Source organism: Streptococcus pantholopis, assembly GCF_001642085.1.
Classification (GTDB): domain Bacteria; phylum Bacillota; class Bacilli; order Lactobacillales; family Streptococcaceae; genus Streptococcus; species Streptococcus pantholopis.
Genome location: NZ_CP014699.1, coordinates 828405 through 848108, shown reverse-complemented (window position 1 = coordinate 848108; position 19704 = coordinate 828405). Strand labels below are relative to the sequence as shown.

Sequence of the window (19704 nt, the reverse complement as noted above, 5' to 3'; positions counted from 1 at the left end):
GGGCAGATCAGCTCGAGTGCTGCTGCATTGAAAATTGCCAAAAACTCCTGTATAATATTTTAAACCAAAATGATTTTATATCTTATTTCAGAGGAGGGCAAGGATGGTTTCTATTAAAGCCAAACGGGTTTCTAATTATGAGCTTTTTTTCGATTTAGCTTTTGTTATTGCTATGGGGCAGTTAAACGGCAATCTCTACCATGTCCAGCATCTGACCGCTTCGTCTGTCATTTCTTTTATTTTTACCAATATTATCCTATTAAGCATTTGGATCAATGAAGTCTATTTCTTCAATCAATACGGAGATGCGCGAAGGATTGACATTTACACTATCATTCCGCTCATGTACTTCATCGGCAATCTCTCCTTATATTTTGATTTTGAGGTTGAAACGATTACGGCGAATCAAGTCACTATCTTTAATGCTTTGCTTTTTGGAATATATGCTGTCATCGCTTTGCAGTATACCCTTAAAGGACGACTGCTCGGTTTTGATAAGGAAATCAAAAGGAGCATTGCCAACAATCTTATTTATGCCCTCAGTGTCCTTCCTTTTGTTTTTCAGTTTCTGCCAGCCAATCCTATTACTATGTCTTTTATCTATCTGATTCCTATCATACTGCCTTTTTTCAATCAGCCGCAAAGCGGAAAACTCCGCACCAATTTTCCTCATCTAGTAGAAAGGGCACAGCTCCTGACTATTTTAACCTTTGGAGAGGCGGCCATAGCTATTGTCAATCATTATCCAATGATGCAGGTACCAATTACTGGTATCCTGTTCTTTCTCGGTATGTCTTTGGCTTTCATGGTCTATATGTCTCAAACTTATTTAAACCTTGAACACCATCAAAATGCTTCAGGAGGTTTTTTGCTTTATGCCCATATTATCATTATTATAGGGGTTAATTTTTTTACAATTGGCATGGAATTTCTAGCTGACACCCAACATAGGGCTCATGGTTTAACTTTTCTACTTTCAGCTATCATTCTCTACTATTTGGGAGTTGGACTGACCAACTACTATAATAAACCGCTTTACAGGCTGAAAAAAGAAACCATTCTGTACTCGACTTTAACAATCGTTATCTGCTGTAGTCTGATGGTTGTCTTTAGGTCACATCTCCCCTTAATTAGCTTGTTTTTGGTTATTTTAAATTATTGGATGTCTCGTATCATATTACTTGCTCGAAAAAAAGCACGAGAACGGAACAACATCCCACATCCTAACCCCCGTCAAAAATTCCTTAAAGAGATGCGCCATCATCATAATGAAAAAAATTAATTTATGCTGCTCATTTTAACAGAGAAAGCCGCCCCACTTTTAAAAAGCATCGCTGCTTCTTACAAGCTCATCTTATTATTGCATTAAAAGAAAGACTGTCTTTTAATGCTTATGCACTAAAAACCATTTTGCAGGAAACAGAGAGGCAATTGTTTATGAAGAAAAAACTGATTACTTTAACCATAGCTCTTTTCCTCTTATCTGCAGCCGGCTATTATCTTTATCAGAATTATTTTGTATTGGAACTTCAGGATTTAAAAATCAAAAATGGTACCAATGTGGATTCGGCGATTCAAAGTTCCGAGTCATTTTTAAATGAACTAAACACTCATTACCCTCAGCTCACTCCTTTCCTCAGCCCTGATAAACCCCGCAGTTATGCTGTACCCGGCCTTATCAGATCCAAAAATATTTATGCTGCAGGCAAAAAAAAGGGAAAAATCGGCTATGCGCTTGATATGACACCCCAAGGTTTAACAGTCACAAAAGACTATCTGATTATTTCAGCTTACAGTAAAAGTAAAACCTTTCACTCTGTTCTTTGGATTATTAACAAGAGCAATCGTAAATTTGTCAAAACAATTGTCCTCGAAGGAACAGACCATGTCGGTGGTTTGGCTTATGATGCCAATCATCAGCGGCTCTGGCTTACCAGTACTGAAAAAGGCTGGAGCCATTCAGTTGTGGCGGCTCTGTCGCTGGCAGATATAAAGCAGTATGATTTTGATAAAAACCAGAAAACACTTCCTTATGAATATAAGTTTGACTTAGCTGGTATCAAGCGTTCTTCTTTTATGACACTTTACCAAAATAAGCTGTTTGTCGGCTATTTTGACAAACAAAAAGCCGGCCACCTTAGCTATTATAATTTAGACAGCGAGGGTCTGCCCCTTGAAACCGACCTAGACAGCTATGAGACCAGTCGTGCAGCCAAAACCATCTCTATCCCCAAAAAAGTACAGGGTATTGCTTTTTATAAGGATAAAATCATCTTTTCTCAATCTTACGGCAAAACAGATTCGCAGTTCCTGATTTACAAAAACCCCGGACTGGACAAACTCAATCATTTAAAAGAGGGAGAGACCCTCCTAAAAGTAGCGGCCCCTCCTTATCTGGAACAGACTTGGGCAGACGGAAACAGACTTTATGCCTTATTTGAATCTTCCGCATCAGCCTACCGTGACAATTGGAATATTGTCCTTGTCGACCGAATCCTTAAATTTGATTTTTCAGCAATTCTATCATAATCACTCTTTTTTACTAAAAATACAAAGCCTACAAACACTTAGGACTGATAAGCAGTGTGATAGGCACCCCAATGTTATAAGGTTGTTTCACTTTCTGATTTAAAAATGTGTTTCATCAATTTCAAAAGTATCTAAAGCTTGATTAATTTCTGCCATTTCAGCATCAGTCAATTGAACTGACATAGTAGCTAAATTTTCTTTCAGCCGATAACTTTTTGTTGTTCCCGGAATAGGGACAATGTAGTTTTTCTGTCCCAATTCCCAAGCTAAAACAAGCTGGGCAGGAGTCAGATGTTTCTGACCGGCAAAATCCTTTAAGAAATCTAACAATACTTGATTTTTGGCAATAACTTCAGCCTTAAACCGTCCCATTGTATTTCGAAAATCCCCATCTTCAAATACTGTCTCTGCACTATATCTACCAGATAAAAAACCATTCCCCAGCGGACTGTAAGCTACAAAGCCGATTCCCAGCTCCTCACAAAGAGGAAACACATCTTTTTCCGGGCTTCTGTAGACCATTGAGTATTGGTTCTCCATCGCTGTTATCGGGGTGATGGCATGCGCTCTTCTGACATAATCAATTGGAGCGTTAGACGTTCCCCAATGTTTGATTTTACCCTCTTTAATTAGCTGTCCCATGGTATCAGCAACGATTTCAGGTTCGACAGCAGGATCGATACGATGCTGATAATACAGATCAATACTCTCTACCTCCAAACGACGTAAGGAATCTTCAACCTGCCGTCTGATGGATTCAGGTGAACTGTTAAATTCCTGCTTAATAAGACCATTAACAGCTGTCATTCCGATAATCCCGAATTTAGTGGCAATAACAGCATCTGGGTGCCCCTTTATAGCCTGACCAAGCAGGATTTCATTAGCCACACCATAAACAGGAGCCGTATCAAAAAAATAACAACCCAAGTCAAATGCCTGATGAATCAGCTTTATCATTTCTTTTCTGTCTTTTGGCGCACCATAAGCGTGATCCATCCCCATAATCCCAAAACCAATAGAAGACACTTCGAGATTTTTTCCTAACCTCCGCTTTGTCATAGCACTACCTACTTTCTTTATGATATCAAATGTAGCTGTTCTTTTAATCAACCATTTTAATTTTTTTAGCAGGGCTGCCGCCTACAATCGTTTTAGCAGGAACATCTTTGGTCACTACTGCACCAGAAGCTACAACACTTTCCTCACCTACGGTCACTCCTGGTAAAATAATGCTCCTAGCTCCAATCCAAGCACCTTTTTTAATGTGAATAGGTTTAAACTGCAGAACATCTAAGTTTTGGAAATCATGATTGGCTGTAATAAGCGCAGCTTCAGGACCAATCATAACATTATCTTCTATGGTTATGCCGCCTGAACTCATACAGGTTAAACCATGATTGATAAAGACATGTTCGCCAATTGTCATGGTTTTGGCGCGGTCAATCTGCATAGGCGTTAAAATAGTTGAAGTGGACGGCAGCCTTCCCTCAAATAATTGATCTAATAGCTGACGCTCATTTGAATCACCCGGCGGGGTCTGATTGAGCTGAAAACAGAGTTTCCGGCTTCTGGCCATTTCTTCAGCCGCAACCGTCTTATAGTCTTCATCAGTCAAACGGTTAATCCATTCTCCCTGATGCATTCTTTGGAAAATATCCATATTGAGCCCTCACTTGTTAACGTCACTAATCTTTGGTTTTCGGCTGCAGAGGTCCGTAAAAATAAGAAGCAGTTGCACCGCCATCAGCCAGGAAGGTAGAACCAGTGATAAACTGTGCCCGCTCGCTCATCACAAGTTCAGCGATATCAGCAATCTCATCTGCTGTTCCGGGCCGGCCCGCAGGAGATTTCGCAAACATATTTTTATAAAAATCACCGCGAACACCATTAAATTCATCTAAAGCTAAGGGTGTCACTATAATACCCGGTGCAATAGCATTGATTCTGGCGCCGCGTTCCCCCCATCTTACGGCTTCATACATTGTGCGCTTCTCATTTGCCCGCTTAGCCAGCTGATAAGCATGAAGAGAATCTCTGACCCGATCCGGCTGTAAAAAATCCAGACTCAATAGTTTTTCAGGCTCTGTCATAGCTAGAGCACGGTCCTGCTCCTGTGTCAAAGCCGGCATGCGAAAACCAGACTGACTTGAGATTGTAACTCCGGCACCGCCTTCAGCAATCACTTGACCCACTTCTTCCAGCAAAACAGCCGTACCATACAAATCAACATTAAAAACTGTTTCAACCGAAGCTTGAGACGGGGATACCCCGGCACCATTAACAAGATATTTGATTGGGCCAAAGGTCTCTGCAAAGGCAATATAAGCCTGAATCGATTGGCGGGAAGATAAATCTACTATAAATTTTTCAGCATCAAATCCGGCTTCTACCATAATTTGCGTTACAGTTTGGGCATTTTCATTGGATCTATCTCCGACAATAATTTTCTTGCCATAACCAATACGCCGGGCAATAGCCATAGAAATCTGGCCAGCACCCATTACTAGTAAAACATCTTTTACCATTTAAATCCCCTTATCTTTGCTCCTTTTTAACGTACGATTCCTAAATTCATCCGACTGTGCAAAGTCGGATCTTCAACAATTGTTTTCACACACTGCGCAATTGCCCGACGCGAGATGCTATTGCCGTAAATCGTCTCTCCTTTTGGAAACAGTTCATAACTGAGATCACTGCTGTTATCAAACCAGCCCGGACGAAGAATCGTATAATCCAGATGAGAAGCTTCTACAAGGTCAGCAGCCTGACGGTAGGAGCGAAGGACTGGATCCACCCGTCCATTTTGTCCCGGTAATTCGCCGTAAATCCCATAAGAGCTGACAAAAACCAGCCTTTGTTCTGCACTGTTACCTGTCGCTTCGATAATGGCTTGTGCCATTGCAGGTAAATCTCCGGAAAGAGCCGCAAAAATCACATCTTGATCAGCCACTGCTTGTTTTAATTCAGCCGTATCGAAAACACTTGCTGAAATCTTTTTTACCCGTGCATCATCTGCAGGGATACGATTTGCCGAGCGCGAAAACAGTGTCAACTGTGCATCTGTTTCCTCAAGAAGCGTTTGTGTAAGCGCACGACCTAAAGAACCTGTCGCGCCAATAATTAATACATTCTTAGCCATAATAAAATACCTCCATTTGATTAAGATAACAAAGAAAACTTAGGCCGTGTTCAGTTCATAAGATACAAAGGCCGCGAATGGCTGCTGACAGCCTTAAACGACTGTCACTTTTTATAAATCTTCAGTTTTTGAAAAAACAAAGTATTGATCGCGTTCAGCAATCACCCATTTACCGTTTTGTTTAACATAGCTATCATAGTAGCGAATACCGTGTGTTGTTATTTTATCTGCTCCGTCTTCTTCATTAACCAGATGAGCCAAGCCGTAGCACACACCTGTAGCATGTTCTGTATCCTGAAATTCAACCACTTGCTGTCCGTTAATATGCAAGGCCTCTTTGGCTGCACCAAAACTTTTATAGGCTGCAATCAAATCCTGAACATTATCAAATTCCATACCCACCTCATTATTAAAGTAAACACGGACCTGACAGTCAGGAGTGAAAATATTAACATAATAATCCTGATTGTCTTTATCTGACTCATTTGCATAGCGATCGACTAACAATTTCAGCTCTGAACGAGCTGCTAATTCTTCTGCTGCTGTCATTGTCATCTGTATATCCTCCATTTTCTTTAATAAGTTGAAGCAATCTGTTTTGTAATTTTCCAATCCTCTCCCACTTTTTCAAAAAACATTTTAATCTGCAAAGGCCAAGTGTGAGGACCGCTCCCCCAAACTTTAGCTTTAACACGGCTCTGCCCTATTAAGCTTGCCTTATTGCCGTCGATAACCAAGTTTTTGATAGCCTCCTCTTTCCAAGAATAGTAAACCATTTCTCCAGTCTCAATCTGATTTAGCCATTCTGATACAGGCTGAATATAGCCGGACATATGGACTAAAACCGTATCGGGCTGCAGAAGCTCTCTTAAAGCAGCCGTATCTTTAGCAACCATCGCCTGATTGACCTGGCGGTAAAGTTTTTTTAACAATTCTTGGTCAGACATCCTTTCTCCTATCTCTTCACTTGATACTTCCATTATAATGTCGTATAATAAAATTGTCCAACACATAATTCCTATTATTTATAAAATAATTTTATAAGAGAAACTTATGAATATCAAACAAGTAGAATACCTTATTGAAACGGCTAAAACACTTAATTTAAGCCGAGCTGCTGAAAACCTATTTATCTCACAGCCATCTTTGTCCTATCAGATTAAAGTTATTGAAGAAGAGGTCGGCTTTTTAATTTTCGATCGAATCGGGAAAAGCATTCGGCTGACACCTGCAGGACAACAGCTGATAAGCTCCCTGCAGCGAATTTCTGTTGAGTGGCAGTTAGCAATAGAACAGGCTCAGAATATGGGTGAGAAGTACAAAAATTCTATTAAGATTGGTTTTGCTTCACGTTCAGCTCTTTACCTGCTCCCTCAAGCGATCAAAGAATTCGAGGAAAAACAGCCTACTGTCCAAATCGTTCCTGAAATACAGGCACCGAATGACTCTATTACTGCTTTTATCCAGAAAGAATTAGATATGATTCTGCTGCCTAAAGAAGAAGCCGAAAAACTGACTGGTATCACTGCTTATCCTTTATATACCAGCCACATCTATCTGCTTTGTCAAAATAAGGATCCCTTAGCGCAAAAAAGCCATGTTGCCAGTAAAGACTTGGCCCATCGAACACTCCTGATAAATGGCGGATCTTCAAAAACACTGCGTCAGGTACAGCAGCGAGTGCTGTCACAAGTTCCCATCAGCTACTATAACAGCCCGACCCATGATTTTACTTTGATTCAAGTAGCCAGCGATAAAGCAATCTGCTTATCGCCTGGCTACCTAAATGATCACAGCGGAACCTTCAGTTGGATTCCTTTTGACTGCCCCGAGCATTTCGATTTCGTTCTTTGTATCCATAAGGGCAGTCATTCAGCCAGCATCAAAGTTCTCATTGATATCTTACAAAATCTTTATGATAAAACTCAGCTGCATTTATAATGCTTGCTCTTCTCTTTTAAAAAACGTTTTTGTTCTCAGCCTAAAATCAGTCATAAAATTAAAAATCAGTACTCGAAAGTACTGATTTTATTTTAGACTAAATCTGCCAGAATATGGCCGATAATATTATCAGCAGTAGGACCGTTTTGGGCCAGAAGCTCCTGAGCACTATAGCGGTCGTGAAAAGAAAACAGATTCCTGATTGTTTCATTGCAGGAATCTGTCTCAGCTTCTTTATTGGCTATAAGGCACCGACAATTTTATGCGGCAGATATTTTTCATCCAAATAAGCCATATCTTCATCAGTCAGGCTAAGGTCAAAAGCCCCCATAAAATCATCCAAATACTTTTCTTTGGTCACTCCGACAATAGGCGAATCGATTCCTTTTTTCCAGAGCCAGGACAATGCAACCTGAGCACGTGTCACACCGTATTTTTCGGCAGTTTCTGCAACACGCGACACAATAGCTCTGTCTTCTGCTTCCGTACTGTCATAATTTGATTTAGCGACTTGGTCTGTCTTACTGCGGGCTGTATCAGCACTCCAGTCACGCACTACACGTCCTGCTGCCAAAGGACTGTAAGGAGCCAATCCGACACCTGAATCTTTGCAAAAAGGAATCATCTCGCGCTCATCTTCGCGATATAGCATATTGTAGTGGTTCTGCATCACTGAAAATTTTGTCCAGCCGTTTTTCTCAGCTACATACTGCGCTTTTTGGAACTGCCAAGTGTACATAGCCGATGCACCAAGATAGTGAACTTTGCCTGACCGCACTAAATCATTCAGTGCAGCCATCGTTTCTTCAATGGGCGTATAGTAATCCCAACGGTGGATGTAAAGCACATCAATAAAGTCCGTTCCCAAACGTTTAAGACTGGCTTCAACCTGACTGAAAATAGCCTTACGGGATAAGCCCCTTGGATTTTTACCCATAAGCCAGTTGTCACCAAAGAAAACCTTGGTCGCAATCACCACTTCGTCGCGGTCAGCAAAGTCACGCAAAGCACGTCCAAGGTACTCCTCACTTGTCCCTTTGCCGTAAACATTGGCGGTATCAAAAAAATTAAAGCCTAAATCTAAAGCTTTTTTTATAATGACACGTGACTTTTCTTCATCAAGCAGCCAGCCGGAATGATGGTAACCCAGACTGGCATCACCAAAACTCATACAACCGAGACATAATTTGGAAACTTCAAGCCCGGTATTTCCCAATTTTGTATATTCCATAAGAGACCTCCTTATTTTTTGCTTATTTAAATATTTTCATTATACACCTTGGAGTAGACTCCAAGTCAAGTAAAAACAGTTGCAGAGTTTGACAAAAGAACAACTGAGTAGTTTACTGAAGAAAATATTAAACCTAAAATAAATATGGAATTTGATTAACTCAATCTCAAATATGATAAAACCTAACACCAATACTCTTATCATTCACTATCATCCCGCAACTAGATTATTTCTCTAAAAATTTGCTAGCTAGTTTGTAGACTTCTTTAATTTCTCTGCTCTCTAAACTCCAGCTTTCCACTTCTGTTTTAATCAGTTCAGGAAACCTTTTGCTGATATCTTTTAAAGCATTGCCCACAGACTTTCTGACATACTGACTGCTGTCTTCTTTTAAACGCGACAGCCTTTTGACGGCCTCATTTGGTTTTTCTTTAAAAAAAGGCCGGCTTGTCCATATCCTCACCCCCTCCGTCACCGCCCTTCTAGTGTTAGGATTGCTGTTGTTCAGCCATTCATCAATAGTCAGAAGCGATGTTTCATAGCCAGTTTTTTGGCAAAAGGTACCAAAGGACTTTGCTAATACTTCCTGTACCCGCCAATTATCATCCTTAGAAACTTCATCTCTCATGAATGTTAAAACAGTCTCATCATCTGATAAACAGCTAAAGAGAAAGACAGCATACATTCTGACTTGATAGACAGCAGATTGATAAGCTTTAAAAGCCTGCTTTTTAACAGAGGCAGGAGCCAAAACATTAAAATCAGCTAAAGCCTGCTTTTCTTCCGCTTTAAAGCCGTACTCTATCAAAGCGAATTCGTTTTCCAAATGTTTAATGTAACCATCCATCTTCAAGGCCATTAAAAAAACCATAATAAGATAAGGCTGCTGCGGCAGCTATCAATCCTCTGAATAAGCAAAACCTGTATTCCGCCTTTATTATACCATGTTTTTAATCAAAAAATTTCCACCAAGGCAAGTCTTACTAAGAGAACTAGGGATCTGTTCTGCTGTTAATTAATTCTTAACTGCTTTTTTCTGATAGCTAAATCATAACCATCAAAAACACTGTAACTTAAAAATCTCCAGATTCTTTCTGGAGATATATCTTTTAATCACTCAAGATTTGTCCGTTACTTGCAATGATTTTCTTATACCAAATGACACCCAAGCGCAACTGCTCCAGCTTCCCAGCCAGAGTCCTGCCCTTCTCATAGAAAAAATCTCCTAGCTCACAGACGGCAGACCCTTTAACTACTCCCACACCCTTTACAACCAAGATCATACATATTTTTTCGTACAAAGTAATTGATAATACAAAAGGAAACCGAGTAGTCGGTTCCCTTTTGTATTATGACTTCAAGCCATTTTCTCAAAAAGAAAACCCCACGAAGATAATTCTTTTAACCCCTAAGATTAACGTTATTATCTTTGAAGGAAGTCAATATAACCCCAGTCTAGGCGCAAACGCAGGGACACCACCATCTCACTCTCTTTCGTGCCACTATAGCATTTTTAATTGTGATATGGAATTAGTTTGAGTCTTTTCCAAGGACTTCAAACATTTCGATTTGATGTTTTTGTGCTAAATCTTGATTCCAGTTATTATCATTTTGCTTCATCATTTCAGCCATAATTCTTAATTTCAAACTCTGCTCAATGATAGCCGGATGTGTACTTGCCTTACCTATCGGCGTTGCATTGCTAAATGTTGAATTACCTGAAACTGTAATCAGAGCTAAATTCCCAAAACAATTTAAATCATTATCATCCCATTTAGGCCATTCAGCTGGATACTGCGGATAAAAATGCTCAATCGAACTTCTAAATTGGAAATGCCAATCATCAGCTAGCGGCTTTACTATTTCTTGACCATTATAAGAATAGCCATCTCGATAAAGTAGATAATCTAAATAACTAAATACAATTCTTTCAAAAGTAAATCCTTTGGCTTTTTGGTACCCAGAAGCATCAATCTTAGATTGAGCATAGTCCTCGAGAATTCCTAACATATCAGAATTAGCATCATTAAGGTAACTTGATAAAATTAATGAAATCCAATGCATTGTTTTAGGCGAAGTGTAAGTAATACGTAACGCAGACTGTAAGGCACGAATTTGTTGGTTTCGCTTGTCTTCTCCACCACTAAAAGTCCTAACATACCTTGGCTTGTCACCGCCTCTGTCACTGTATTTTTCAAGACTTTGAAGCGACCATTTCCCTGTCTCTTTGTAATCACGTAGGTACTCACGTTTCAAAACATATTTGTCAAATATAACACGCGCCTTTAAAAGAGTAAATAAAAATTTTTTAGCTGACGCTTCATTTTCCCAATTATTTTCAAGAGTTTTTAAAAAATTTTTATCATCCAGACTCGAATCATCTTCACTGTTTGCACTATTCAGCGCTGCATTAACCTGCAGTAAAAAATCAGGAAACGAAATAATTGATTCAAATCGTTCATTCTCTGTATCTTTATATTGATTGTCCTGAGAGGCTTTTCCAACTTTTCCTTTAAGAATAATTTCAGACAGACTAAGTCTTCCATCAAATTCTTTAGTATCATGATAATATGATTTTAAAGAATCAAAATTGACAGTATGGTCAGATAAAGCACTCCAGCTAGAATTAAAAATTTTATCTCGTTTTTCTTGTGGGTAGTTCATTTGGATATAGGAATCCATATTGGAACAATATTCCCATATATCATTGGCAATTAACTTATCTTTTTCAGAAATAAGTTTAGATAGAAAATTAGCCTTTGCAATCTCATGGATCTCTAGTTGCTCGCCACGCGTATTCATGATTTCAAAATAATGGTTCAAATCAATTTTATCAGGTACCTGTATTCGGATAAGGTTTACTCTATCTAATCTTTGAATAAATTCTTCCTTGCGATTTTTCAGTCCTGTCTTCTCAAAATAATCTTCGATAATTTTAAACCCTAATTTTATTTCATCAGAATGGAATTTCTCCTCCAATTGGTCTAAATTGGATAAAGCTTTTAAAGTTCCATTTGCCTTTTCACGCGCTTCAAATTGTAGCGCTTTCTCACTGAATGAAATACCTAAATATCGTTCCAACAGGTACAAAGTTGTTAATCGTTGCTGACCATCGATAACTTCAAAATGGTCAAAATCTCTCTGATTAACAATTAAATTGCCAAGAAAATAATCTTCCTGAGAATTGTCAATATCTTCAATCAGCTGTTCTATTTGAACAGTATCCCAGGCATAATTTCTTTGATAGATAGGGACTTCGTATCGTACATTAGAAAAAATCTTTGATACTGGTATCTTTTCTGGCCTATTTTCCATCACTGCCACCCATTCCACTCTTTCATTAGTTCATATATTTCTTTGTATTTACTGTTTTGATTATCCAGTTCAACCCTATCCCAAATCACAGTTTTCAACTCTTGTGGATCAGTCATCTCACTTAATAAGGAAAATACAAACTTCCCAGTATTAATACGTTCGTGTTTCCCTTGAGCGTATTTGTTTATTGTTTGCGGATAAACGGCTTTCATCTCTACCCTGAGTGAATAGCACCATGTGTAAAGCTGATGCATAACACCGTCATCGATAGCCTCAAATCCAAATCGATCTGCAAAAAACAATAAGGAAGCTTCATAAAGCTGCTTAATGTAAATATCGCCAGTACGTCTGCTTGGCAGCTCACCTTCATTATGATGGTGGTAGCTACCAATTTTATCTTTTACTTGGTCTAGTAAATCTGCATAATGTAATGTCCAGACAAAAAATCGCCTCCCAGCAATAATAGGCTGCGTCAATTGGAACTGATTCACCTCATCAAAGTTAAGTAATTCATTTGAATTCATTTGCTCAATAAAAATATTGCTGGCCTTATGATAAATTGCATAATTGAAGATATTTGATGGCTCGATTCCTTTAAAAAGTTGAATTTTATCTGATGAATAGTTCAGCCCATCACGATTTCTAATCCAACGTATAACAGGATATAAATAAGTTCTAAACAAGTTTTCTAAGTCATTTTGATTAGTGTCTTCCCATTGAGAGATTAAAGCTATTTTTTCCTGTTCAGATTCCCTAGTCATTTCTCTTAGATGGTAAGACTTCAATAAATCATGTGGTTTCAGAGCTTTCCCCCGGGAATTTTGTGAATCAAAAAATTGAAAAGCCTCTTGCTCACTATCAGTAACAATCTTTACAACTTTGCAATTTTCCTTAAGGAACCGTTTATACTTATCTCTCTCATCTTCAGAAAGTTCCTTAATGCGTTTTTGTAATAAAGCAAAGTTGTTTTGAATTGAGTCCCGTGAGGATATGCTGTAACCTTCGTTTAAAAGAGCTTGGGAATCTTCTCCCAATGCAAACAATAAAATTGAAAGTGTCGTTGTTCGTTGTTGACCATCGACTAAATTATAGCGAGGGTTATATTTCTTCGTTTCAGACTCTTCTTTATGTAGAATAACCGAACCCAGTCGATACTCATCAATTTTAGATTTAAAAGCTTCATAGGTATCTGTGAATAAAGTATCCACTGAACGTGATGACCAACGGTAAGGTCTCTGATATTCAGGAATTTTTAGATTTAATTCCATCAATTTTTTTATATTAATAATCTCTAACTCCTCTTGAATTAAGGACAATTTACCTACCTCCTTAGTTAAACTCATTAACCCCATTATAACATGTAAATGCTTGTCTTTAATATAAACAATTAAGGAAAAAACAATTCGGCCTCAAGTTTTAGCTGATCATTGTGATGCGCCAGCAGATGAAATCAGCTACTTATTCTTCAAAACAACCGTTGCATTAGGAATATTTTGAGCATATATTTCCGCAGACATTTTATCGTAAAATGGTCCTGCAATCTGGTTACCAAATTGATCTACAACAATCCATTCTTGCATCATGCCACTCTCCTTCCTACCAGACTAAGAAATCAATACTTGTTATCACTAATATAACAGACGCCGCAGACAGTATTTGTCTATATCATCTAATTTCTATAATTTTTTTGCATTTTTGCCAGCAATACCCTCATTTCATCAATCAAAGATTGTGGAGATAAGATTGTTAAGCTTTCTGCCTGACTCAAAAACCAGCGCATCAGGCCAGGAGTCTTTTGACTTTGAAATTCAAATACCGTACCATCTGAATCTGTCTCAAGTATCTTTGCAGTTGGAAACTGATCAATAATGATAGCTGGATCATAACGAAATTTTACTTTAATCGTTATTTCTTTGCCCATAAATGCATCCACATGCTTGGAACGAATCTCACCATCACGAAACTTTCTACCATAAGAGATGCCAGGTTTCTTAGCTTGTGATGATTTCCATTTTATAATTCTATCCAACCGCAAAGTTATATAGGATTTATATTTAAGATTGTAGGCAACGCTATAAAAATAATGAGCATCATAGTAGAGAGAAACAGGAAAAATAATTAAGTTTTTCCGACTGGAATAAGGTGACTGATAGTCAATCTCTAACACAAGCTCTTTTCGTATTGCCTCTGACCATTCCCAAATCTTGTCAATACGATCTTGTGTATCAAATAGCGGCGTATAATGAAGGCGTTCACTGCCAATAATAGCTGAAATATCTTTTTGCTCCTCTTTAGAAACTAAGCTTAATAACCCATCTAATAAAGCCTCGTTTTCTTCCTTGTTCAAAGCCCTATTTTCCAAGAGTATCTTTGAAATGACTAGGATATCTTTCTTATTAAAAAGAGACTTTCCTTTAAAATAGCGGGTATGGTGTTTATGGTCATAAGCTAACTCAGCAGCAATCATAGGTTGTTGCTCAAGAAATTGTCCTAGCAAAGCAAAGTCACGCTGGATAGTTTTCTGACTGACTTCAAACTCATCTGACAACTGTCTCTTTGACAAGTGTGCTCCAGCTTGTAAGCGTAAAAAAATGGTTAATAATCTCTCTTGATCGTTCATTAGTCCCTCAATTTTAAGTCTTTACAAAGTATCCATTTTGCTTAGAAGTCCACATAAGTTATCAAAAACACTTCTAATCTCAGACGTTTTCCCTCCAGTTTTTCAAAAAATGTTCAAACACTTTAACTAGCTTCTCTTGTAATTCATCTGTACCATCCCTAATAGCTTCAATGATAATCTAATCAATTCAAATTTACTCACAAACCTGCCATCATCAGCTGAAATTTTGATTAGATCTTCATTATTGCATTTCTTCTTATATTTTCCTTTTCCCTCAACGCATTCTAAATCCAATAACATTTCCATTTTTATTTATATCCGAAAAATCTTGGACAGCCAATTCAATATCTGTCCCTATTATTAGATTTAATTCCTCTTTCGTCAAAGATTCAGCATTGCAATGGTTCATTATTCGAATCGCCTGATGTTGCACAACAGAATCAATAACTTTACGAACATAACGAGCATTACCAAAATGTGATGTCTGTATAATCTGAGAAAAATGCGCTTTTAAAAGTTCTCCGCACTCTACTGAACAGCTGTAAGACTTCTGCCTAAGCATTAATTGGAAAATCGCATAAAGCTCGTCAATCGAATAATCTTCAAAATAAATTTCTCTGGAGATTCTAGATTGCAATCCAGGATTTGTCTTAATAAACGTTCTCATCAAATCTCGGTATCCAGCAAAAATGACCAAAACTTCATCACGTCTATTTTCCATTTCTTGAATGACAGCGGAGATAGCTTCGTTTGCAAAATCTCGTTCACTTTCTGGAATAAGACTGTATGCTTCATCAATGAAGAGAACTCCGCCAGAAGCCGAATTAAAGACTCTTTTGACTTTTGGTGCCGTGTGCCCAACGTACTCACCAATCAAATCAGCTCTCCCAACTTCTACTAGTTTATTTTCTCTAATGATTTCATGATGATATAAAATGTCGGTGTATAACCTAGCCACTTCCGTTTTTCCTGTTCCTGGATTTCCAGAAAAGACGAGATGTTTATGGAAATTATCCACTTGTATACCTTGATTCTTTCTTAACTTTTGAAGTTGTGAAAAGGCAACTTGCTGCTTTAACAAGCTTTTTACTCGTTCAAGCCCAATCATCGCATCCAATTTTATTTGAGCGTTTGGAGGGGGCACATGCTGTTTCACTTCTCTTGGTTTAAAAGATTTTAAATCAAGCAGCGACTCATCAGAAAAGTCATAATCACTAGCAAGTGCAAAATGGTAGATATCTTGAGCAAGATGCCGAATTTTCTTGGCATCACGGCAGTTTGAATCGTCCCGAATTATAGCCGATAAGATTTCATTGTTAACAAAAATATAGCGTTTAGTCAGCATTTTGACGCCAATCTTGGTTAAGGCTTCTAAATCATAGTTAGGAAAATTAATGATTTCTATCTTATAGTAAGTTTGATAGAGCTCTCTCCTGATATTTTCAGCCTCTGTAGCTGAATTAGCTATAATAAGACAGATATTAGCAGATTCTTTTAATCTTAAATTTTCTAGAAACTCAATTTTGGCTCTTGGTCTAGTCTTGAAAAAGTTAACCATCACAGGAAACTGCTTGACATCAATCTTAGGTAAGAAGAATAGGCTTCCATCAACTGTTACAGATGTTAAATGAAATAATCGTTCGAGAAAATTGATAGCATATTTCTTACCTGTCCCATTCCCTCCATTAAAAATCAAAAAAATATCTTCTTTTTCAATTTGAGTGTTCATCTGATTTTGATGGTTAAGATAAGTCACTAAATGTGTGATTTTTTCTTTGAAATCGTCTAGAGAGACAATAGTCTCTAGTTCAGAGAAAACCCCATAATCTACTGTTAACACGTCTTTTTCATCTCTTTCAGGTCGATCTAATAAAAAGTATCCAAATATACCTAACTTTTCTTTGTCTACTTTAGTTGTAAAATCTTTATCTGAAATACTATCATAAGTCATTATATCAACTGGATTTTTATAAATGATATCTAAACTAGAATCAAGATCTTTTCTGCTTTTCACATCATTTGAAACAATATAGATTTCCCTTTCCTGCCCTGGAAAGTAAAGATAACCATATTTTTCCAAAAAATGCACATCTAACTCTTGTCGAAATTCTCCTTCAACAGTTGTTTGAACTCGGTAGTATTTCATTCAACTGGCACCTCGTTTTATAATTTTATAAATCCATTATAAAATAAAGAGTGGACATTTACCGTCTACCGTCCATATATTGTTTTACCAATTTTATTTGCAGTCTAATATTAGCAAACTAGAAGCAAAAACTGTTATGACAATAAAAATGATTAATTTCCTAATCACCTGTCAGGAAGCCTGCAGTAAGTATATCATTAAGCTGAGTCAATAAATGTGGCATTGCATAATTCTCCTTATTTAATCATTTTCACTATTTTACCGTATTCAATAATTTTTGTCAGCTTAACTTAAATTTATCAGATTATTTTCTATTCGGATTTTATACCGTCGAGAAAAATCATGACCACCCGTCAAACGGGTGGTTCATTTGTCACGCACCCTACGGAGCGTGACGGACTGAAAGTCACATAAAAAAACCCCACTAAGAAATGATTCTTGGTGGGGTTTTGGTGGAGAATGAAACCATTTTCCACCTCATTTTCACTTTTTGACATTGCTCAAAACCCTGCTAAGCTTGGATTTCGCAATGTAATTGCATACCCTTATTATTTAAGAGTAACTGAAGCACCTGCTTCTTCAAGCTTAGCTTTAAGTTCTTCAGCTTCTGCAGCAGCAACGCCTTCTTTAAGAACAGATGGTGCGTTATCAACAAGGCCTTTAGCTTCTTTAAGGCCTTCGCCTGTAATTTCACGAACCACTTTGATAACAGCAACTTTCTTGTCGCCTGCAGCAGTTAATTCAACATCAAATGAATCTTTAGCAGCAGTTTCTTCAGCTCCGCCTGCAGCCCCTGCAGCAGCAACCGGTGCAGCAGCAGTTACACCAAATTCTTCTTCAATAGCTTTTACAAGATCGTTAAGTTCAAGAATTGATGCTTCTTTAATTTCAGCAATAATGTTTTCAATGTTCAATGCCATTGTGTATTCCTCCAAATTATCAGTTTAATCAAATGTTTTTGCAGCTTAGCTGCAAGATAATGTTACAAAACGCTTAGGCAGCATCGTCTTTACTTTCCGCAACTGCTTTAACAGCATAGGCAACATTGCGCACTGGTGCTTGCAGTACAGAAAGAAGCATAGAAAGCATACCTTCGCGGTTTGGCAGTTTGGCAAGCGCCTGGATTTCTTCCTTGGTTGAAACAGCGCCTTCAATCGTACCGCCTTTAATTTCAAGAGCCTCAGCATCTTTTGCAAAATCATTGATGATCTTTGCCGGAGCAATCACATCTTCATTTGAAAAAGCTACTGCAGACGGTCCGACAAAAATATCTTTCAGATCGTCAAGACCTGCTTTTTCAGCTGCACGGGTCAAGATAGAATTTTTAACAACTCTGAATTCAACGCCGCTTTCACGCAGAGAACGGCGCAGAACAGTATCTTGCTCAACGGTAAGACCGCGTGAATCAACAACAACAATACTTACTGCTGATTTCATTTTTTCGGCAACACGTTCAACCTGCTCAGCTTTTTTAGCGATAATGGCTTCACTCATTCCTTTTACCTCCGTTTTTATTTTTGGGCTAGGCACAAAAAAATCGCACCTAAACCTAGACACGAAAGTACAAATACGTTATTCATTAATGACGTTTTGTGCCTCGGCAGGAAGATTACGAGCCAAGCTCCCCTGCTGTCTTAGGTCAGTTTTATTCAAAACCTTCATTAGTATACCCTAATATCGCTTATCTGTCAACACATACTGTCGATTTTTTCAGGACCTAAGCATAAAAATCACCCGGTTTCCCAGACAGAAAGCAGGGTCCTGGAATCTAGTTTACTGCTTTGATTGGTTTGGCCTTTATAAATTTAATTTTTGGAAATCCTGACTTTTTCCATTGTAGTGAATGCATCATTCATTGCAATCTATTTTAAAATGTACCAAAAAGAACCTGGTAAGAGGCTACTATTTACTTGTTAGGGTCAATGCGAACTGACATTTACCTGTATTTCCTCATGATATACTTCAGCTTCGGGGTCTCGATGATTTCATCAATTTCAAATCCGAGTTTCTCATAAAGTTTCTTAGCCTTTTGATTAAAATCAAAAACAGTTAGCGAAATACTTTTAATAGCCTCATCTTTAAAAATGAAGGCCATGAATTCTCTCAGCGCTTCTATTCCAAGACCCAGTCCTGTTTTTCGGGGATCTATGACAAATCTTCCTATATGTATCTTATCCTTATCAATACATACTTCTTGTACCACTCCGATAAATTTCTCCTTATCGAAGATCGAAAAGATATTCTCCAGTTCTTTTATCTTGTCATAATTCAGAGGATAAGAAATTCGAGACCCCATCCATTGTTCCTGAAACGCTTTTCCTTCTTTATTGGACCATTCACATAAAAGAAGAGCGTTATCCTTATTTATCCCTTTTTCAAACCTGACAGTCATATTCAACCCTCACAAATTTAGAATCCATTCTAAAGGCACTGAACCCTTCAAGAAAATAGTAGCAGGAAATTCGTCATTTGTCACCACTTTTATTCCAGCAAGCTTTGGACTGGTCCTTACCCTTGTCGATTATCGAAGACATCATTAGTGTCCTCGTTTGGCTTCTTAAATTCGATATTATTCCCAAAATCCTATCATAATATCAAAAAAGAGATTTTATATCCATATTTTGCCAAAAAAAACGCAGTTTTGTATCATTTTATATTGACCTTCACTGACCAATGGTGTATAATAGTATCAGAAGGTGATTGAGAAAATAATCCTAAAAAGCTTTTTAATGGGATTTCATTTATTTAGTCCTGTATTACCTTCTAAGTTTAAATCATATAAT

Annotated in this window: 20 protein-coding genes and 1 other annotated feature; of the genes, 3 read left to right on the top strand and 17 right to left on the bottom strand. The window is 37.9% G+C overall.

Annotated elements, in window-relative coordinates:
* The first annotated feature begins 103 nt into the window (after window positions 1-103).
* Window positions 104-1282, top strand: a complete 1179-nt coding sequence (locus tag A0O21_RS03945) for a low temperature requirement protein A (RefSeq protein ID WP_067061631.1) — start codon at window positions 104-106, stop codon at window positions 1280-1282.
* A gap of 155 nt (window positions 1283-1437) precedes the next feature.
* Window positions 1438-2529 carry a hypothetical protein gene (locus tag A0O21_RS03940; protein WP_067061629.1) on the top strand — a complete coding sequence of 364 codons (1092 nt, stop codon included), beginning with the start codon at window positions 1438-1440 and terminating at the stop codon, window positions 2527-2529.
* Window positions 2530-2628: 99 nt separating this feature from the next.
* Here A0O21_RS03940 and A0O21_RS03935 read toward each other — a convergent pair whose 3' ends face one another.
* The 6 genes from A0O21_RS03935 to A0O21_RS03910 form a co-directional block, all read right to left on the bottom strand.
* The gene (locus A0O21_RS03935; RefSeq protein ID WP_227806887.1) at window positions 2629-3639 is read right to left on the bottom strand and encodes an aldo/keto reductase; all 1011 of its coding nucleotides are present in this window, start codon (window positions 3637-3639) and stop codon (window positions 2629-2631) included.
* Window positions 3632-4189 carry a DapH/DapD/GlmU-related protein gene (locus A0O21_RS03930; RefSeq protein ID WP_067061622.1) on the bottom strand — a complete coding sequence of 186 codons (558 nt, stop codon included), beginning with the start codon at window positions 4187-4189 and terminating at the stop codon, window positions 3632-3634. The genes A0O21_RS03935 and A0O21_RS03930 overlap by 8 nt, the downstream gene beginning before the upstream one ends.
* Before the next feature lie 25 nt (window positions 4190-4214).
* Window positions 4215-5054, bottom strand: a complete 840-nt coding sequence (locus tag A0O21_RS03925; protein ID WP_067061619.1) for an SDR family oxidoreductase — start codon at window positions 5052-5054, stop codon at window positions 4215-4217.
* Window positions 5055-5080: 26 nt separating this feature from the next.
* On the bottom strand, window positions 5081-5668 hold the full coding sequence (locus A0O21_RS03920; RefSeq protein WP_067061616.1) for an NAD(P)H-binding protein: 588 nt from the start codon (window positions 5666-5668) through the stop codon (window positions 5081-5083).
* Window positions 5669-5779: 111 nt separating this feature from the next.
* Entirely contained in the window at window positions 5780-6223 is a 444-nt protein-coding gene (locus A0O21_RS03915; RefSeq protein WP_227806886.1) for a nuclear transport factor 2 family protein, read from the bottom strand.
* 20 nt (window positions 6224-6243) lie between these two features.
* Window positions 6244-6615 carry a nuclear transport factor 2 family protein gene (locus A0O21_RS03910; RefSeq protein WP_082854402.1) on the bottom strand — a complete coding sequence of 124 codons (372 nt, stop codon included), beginning with the start codon at window positions 6613-6615 and terminating at the stop codon, window positions 6244-6246.
* Between the two features lie 106 nt (window positions 6616-6721).
* Here A0O21_RS03910 and A0O21_RS03905 point away from each other — a divergent pair, with 106 nt between their 5' ends.
* Window positions 6722-7609 carry a LysR family transcriptional regulator gene (locus tag A0O21_RS03905; protein ID WP_067061613.1) on the top strand — a complete coding sequence of 296 codons (888 nt, stop codon included), beginning with the start codon at window positions 6722-6724 and terminating at the stop codon, window positions 7607-7609.
* A 241-nt stretch (window positions 7610-7850) separates the two neighbouring features.
* Here A0O21_RS03905 and A0O21_RS03900 read toward each other — a convergent pair whose 3' ends face one another.
* The 11 genes from A0O21_RS03900 to A0O21_RS03860 form a co-directional block, all read right to left on the bottom strand.
* A complete protein-coding gene (locus tag A0O21_RS03900; protein ID WP_067061610.1) occupies window positions 7851-8840 on the bottom strand; it encodes an aldo/keto reductase in 990 nt (329 codons plus the stop codon).
* Window positions 8841-9066: 226 nt separating this feature from the next.
* Window positions 9067-9687: a DNA alkylation repair protein gene (locus tag A0O21_RS03895; RefSeq protein ID WP_067065102.1), complete on the bottom strand. Its 621-nt coding sequence runs from the start codon at window positions 9685-9687 to the stop codon at window positions 9067-9069.
* A 262-nt stretch (window positions 9688-9949) separates the two neighbouring features.
* Entirely contained in the window at window positions 9950-10123 is a 174-nt protein-coding gene (locus A0O21_RS10850) for a hypothetical protein (RefSeq protein WP_158511687.1), read from the bottom strand.
* A 247-nt stretch (window positions 10124-10370) separates the two neighbouring features.
* Window positions 10371-12155, bottom strand: coding sequence for a DUF262 domain-containing protein (locus A0O21_RS03890; protein WP_067061606.1), 1785 nt, complete (start codon window positions 12153-12155; stop codon window positions 10371-10373).
* The gene (locus A0O21_RS03885; protein ID WP_067061602.1) at window positions 12155-13471 is read right to left on the bottom strand and encodes a DUF262 domain-containing protein; all 1317 of its coding nucleotides are present in this window, start codon (window positions 13469-13471) and stop codon (window positions 12155-12157) included. The genes A0O21_RS03890 and A0O21_RS03885 overlap by 1 nt, the downstream gene beginning before the upstream one ends.
* A 138-nt stretch (window positions 13472-13609) precedes the next feature.
* The gene (locus A0O21_RS11065; protein WP_257722086.1) at window positions 13610-13738 is read right to left on the bottom strand and encodes a hypothetical protein; all 129 of its coding nucleotides are present in this window, start codon (window positions 13736-13738) and stop codon (window positions 13610-13612) included.
* Between the two features lie 86 nt (window positions 13739-13824).
* A complete protein-coding gene (locus A0O21_RS03880; protein ID WP_067061599.1) occupies window positions 13825-14775 on the bottom strand; it encodes a helix-turn-helix transcriptional regulator in 951 nt (316 codons plus the stop codon).
* Window positions 14776-15049: 274 nt separating this feature from the next.
* Window positions 15050-16921 (bottom strand): AAA family ATPase, encoded by a 1872-nt coding sequence (locus tag A0O21_RS03875; RefSeq protein ID WP_067061594.1) that lies wholly within the window; start codon window positions 16919-16921, stop codon window positions 15050-15052.
* Between the two features lie 548 nt (window positions 16922-17469).
* Window positions 17470-17841, bottom strand: a complete 372-nt coding sequence (gene rplL / locus A0O21_RS03870) for a 50S ribosomal protein L7/L12 (protein WP_067061590.1) — start codon at window positions 17839-17841, stop codon at window positions 17470-17472.
* 73 nt (window positions 17842-17914) lie between these two features.
* Window positions 17915-18415: a 50S ribosomal protein L10 gene (rplJ, locus tag A0O21_RS03865; RefSeq protein WP_067061587.1), complete on the bottom strand. Its 501-nt coding sequence runs from the start codon at window positions 18413-18415 to the stop codon at window positions 17915-17917.
* Between the two features lie 28 nt (window positions 18416-18443).
* Window positions 18444-18578, bottom strand: a sequence feature (ribosomal protein L10 leader region).
* Between the two features lie 279 nt (window positions 18579-18857).
* Window positions 18858-19313 (bottom strand): GNAT family N-acetyltransferase, encoded by a 456-nt coding sequence (locus A0O21_RS03860; RefSeq protein WP_067061583.1) that lies wholly within the window; start codon window positions 19311-19313, stop codon window positions 18858-18860.
* Between the last annotated feature and the right edge of the window lie 391 nt (window positions 19314-19704).

Coding starts and splice junctions, on each gene's coding strand:
- A0O21_RS03880 (WP_067061599.1), bottom strand. CDS start 14,775: ATGAACGATCAAGAGAGATTATTAACCATTTTTTTACGCTTACAAGCT.
- A0O21_RS03915 (WP_227806886.1), bottom strand. CDS start 6,223: ATGACAATGACAGCAGCAGAAGAATTAGCAGCTCGTTCAGAGCTGAAA.
- A0O21_RS03930 (WP_067061622.1), bottom strand. CDS start 4,189: ATGGATATTTTCCAAAGAATGCATCAGGGAGAATGGATTAACCGTTTG.
- A0O21_RS03940 (WP_067061629.1), top strand. CDS start 1,438: ATGAAGAAAAAACTGATTACTTTAACCATAGCTCTTTTCCTCTTATCT.
- A0O21_RS03945 (WP_067061631.1), top strand. CDS start 104: ATGGTTTCTATTAAAGCCAAACGGGTTTCTAATTATGAGCTTTTTTTC.
- A0O21_RS03900 (WP_067061610.1), bottom strand. CDS start 8,840: ATGGAATATACAAAATTGGGAAATACCGGGCTTGAAGTTTCCAAATTA.
- A0O21_RS03890 (WP_067061606.1), bottom strand. CDS start 12,155: ATGGAAAATAGGCCAGAAAAGATACCAGTATCAAAGATTTTTTCTAAT.
- A0O21_RS03860 (WP_067061583.1), bottom strand. CDS start 19,313: ATGACTGTCAGGTTTGAAAAAGGGATAAATAAGGATAACGCTCTTCTT.
- A0O21_RS03875 (WP_067061594.1), bottom strand. CDS start 16,921: ATGAAATACTACCGAGTTCAAACAACTGTTGAAGGAGAATTTCGACAA.
- A0O21_RS03910 (WP_082854402.1), bottom strand. CDS start 6,615: ATGTCTGACCAAGAATTGTTAAAAAAACTTTACCGCCAGGTCAATCAG.
- A0O21_RS03895 (WP_067065102.1), bottom strand. CDS start 9,687: ATGGATGGTTACATTAAACATTTGGAAAACGAATTCGCTTTGATAGAG.
- A0O21_RS10850 (WP_158511687.1), bottom strand. CDS start 10,123: ATGATCTTGGTTGTAAAGGGTGTGGGAGTAGTTAAAGGGTCTGCCGTC.
- A0O21_RS11065 (WP_257722086.1), bottom strand. CDS start 13,738: ATGATGCAAGAATGGATTGTTGTAGATCAATTTGGTAACCAGATTGCA.
- rplJ (WP_067061587.1), bottom strand. CDS start 18,415: ATGAGTGAAGCCATTATCGCTAAAAAAGCTGAGCAGGTTGAACGTGTT.
- A0O21_RS03925 (WP_067061619.1), bottom strand. CDS start 5,054: ATGGTAAAAGATGTTTTACTAGTAATGGGTGCTGGCCAGATTTCTATG.
- A0O21_RS03920 (WP_067061616.1), bottom strand. CDS start 5,668: ATGGCTAAGAATGTATTAATTATTGGCGCGACAGGTTCTTTAGGTCGT.
- A0O21_RS03905 (WP_067061613.1), top strand. CDS start 6,722: ATGAATATCAAACAAGTAGAATACCTTATTGAAACGGCTAAAACACTT.
- rplL (WP_067061590.1), bottom strand. CDS start 17,841: ATGGCATTGAACATTGAAAACATTATTGCTGAAATTAAAGAAGCATCA.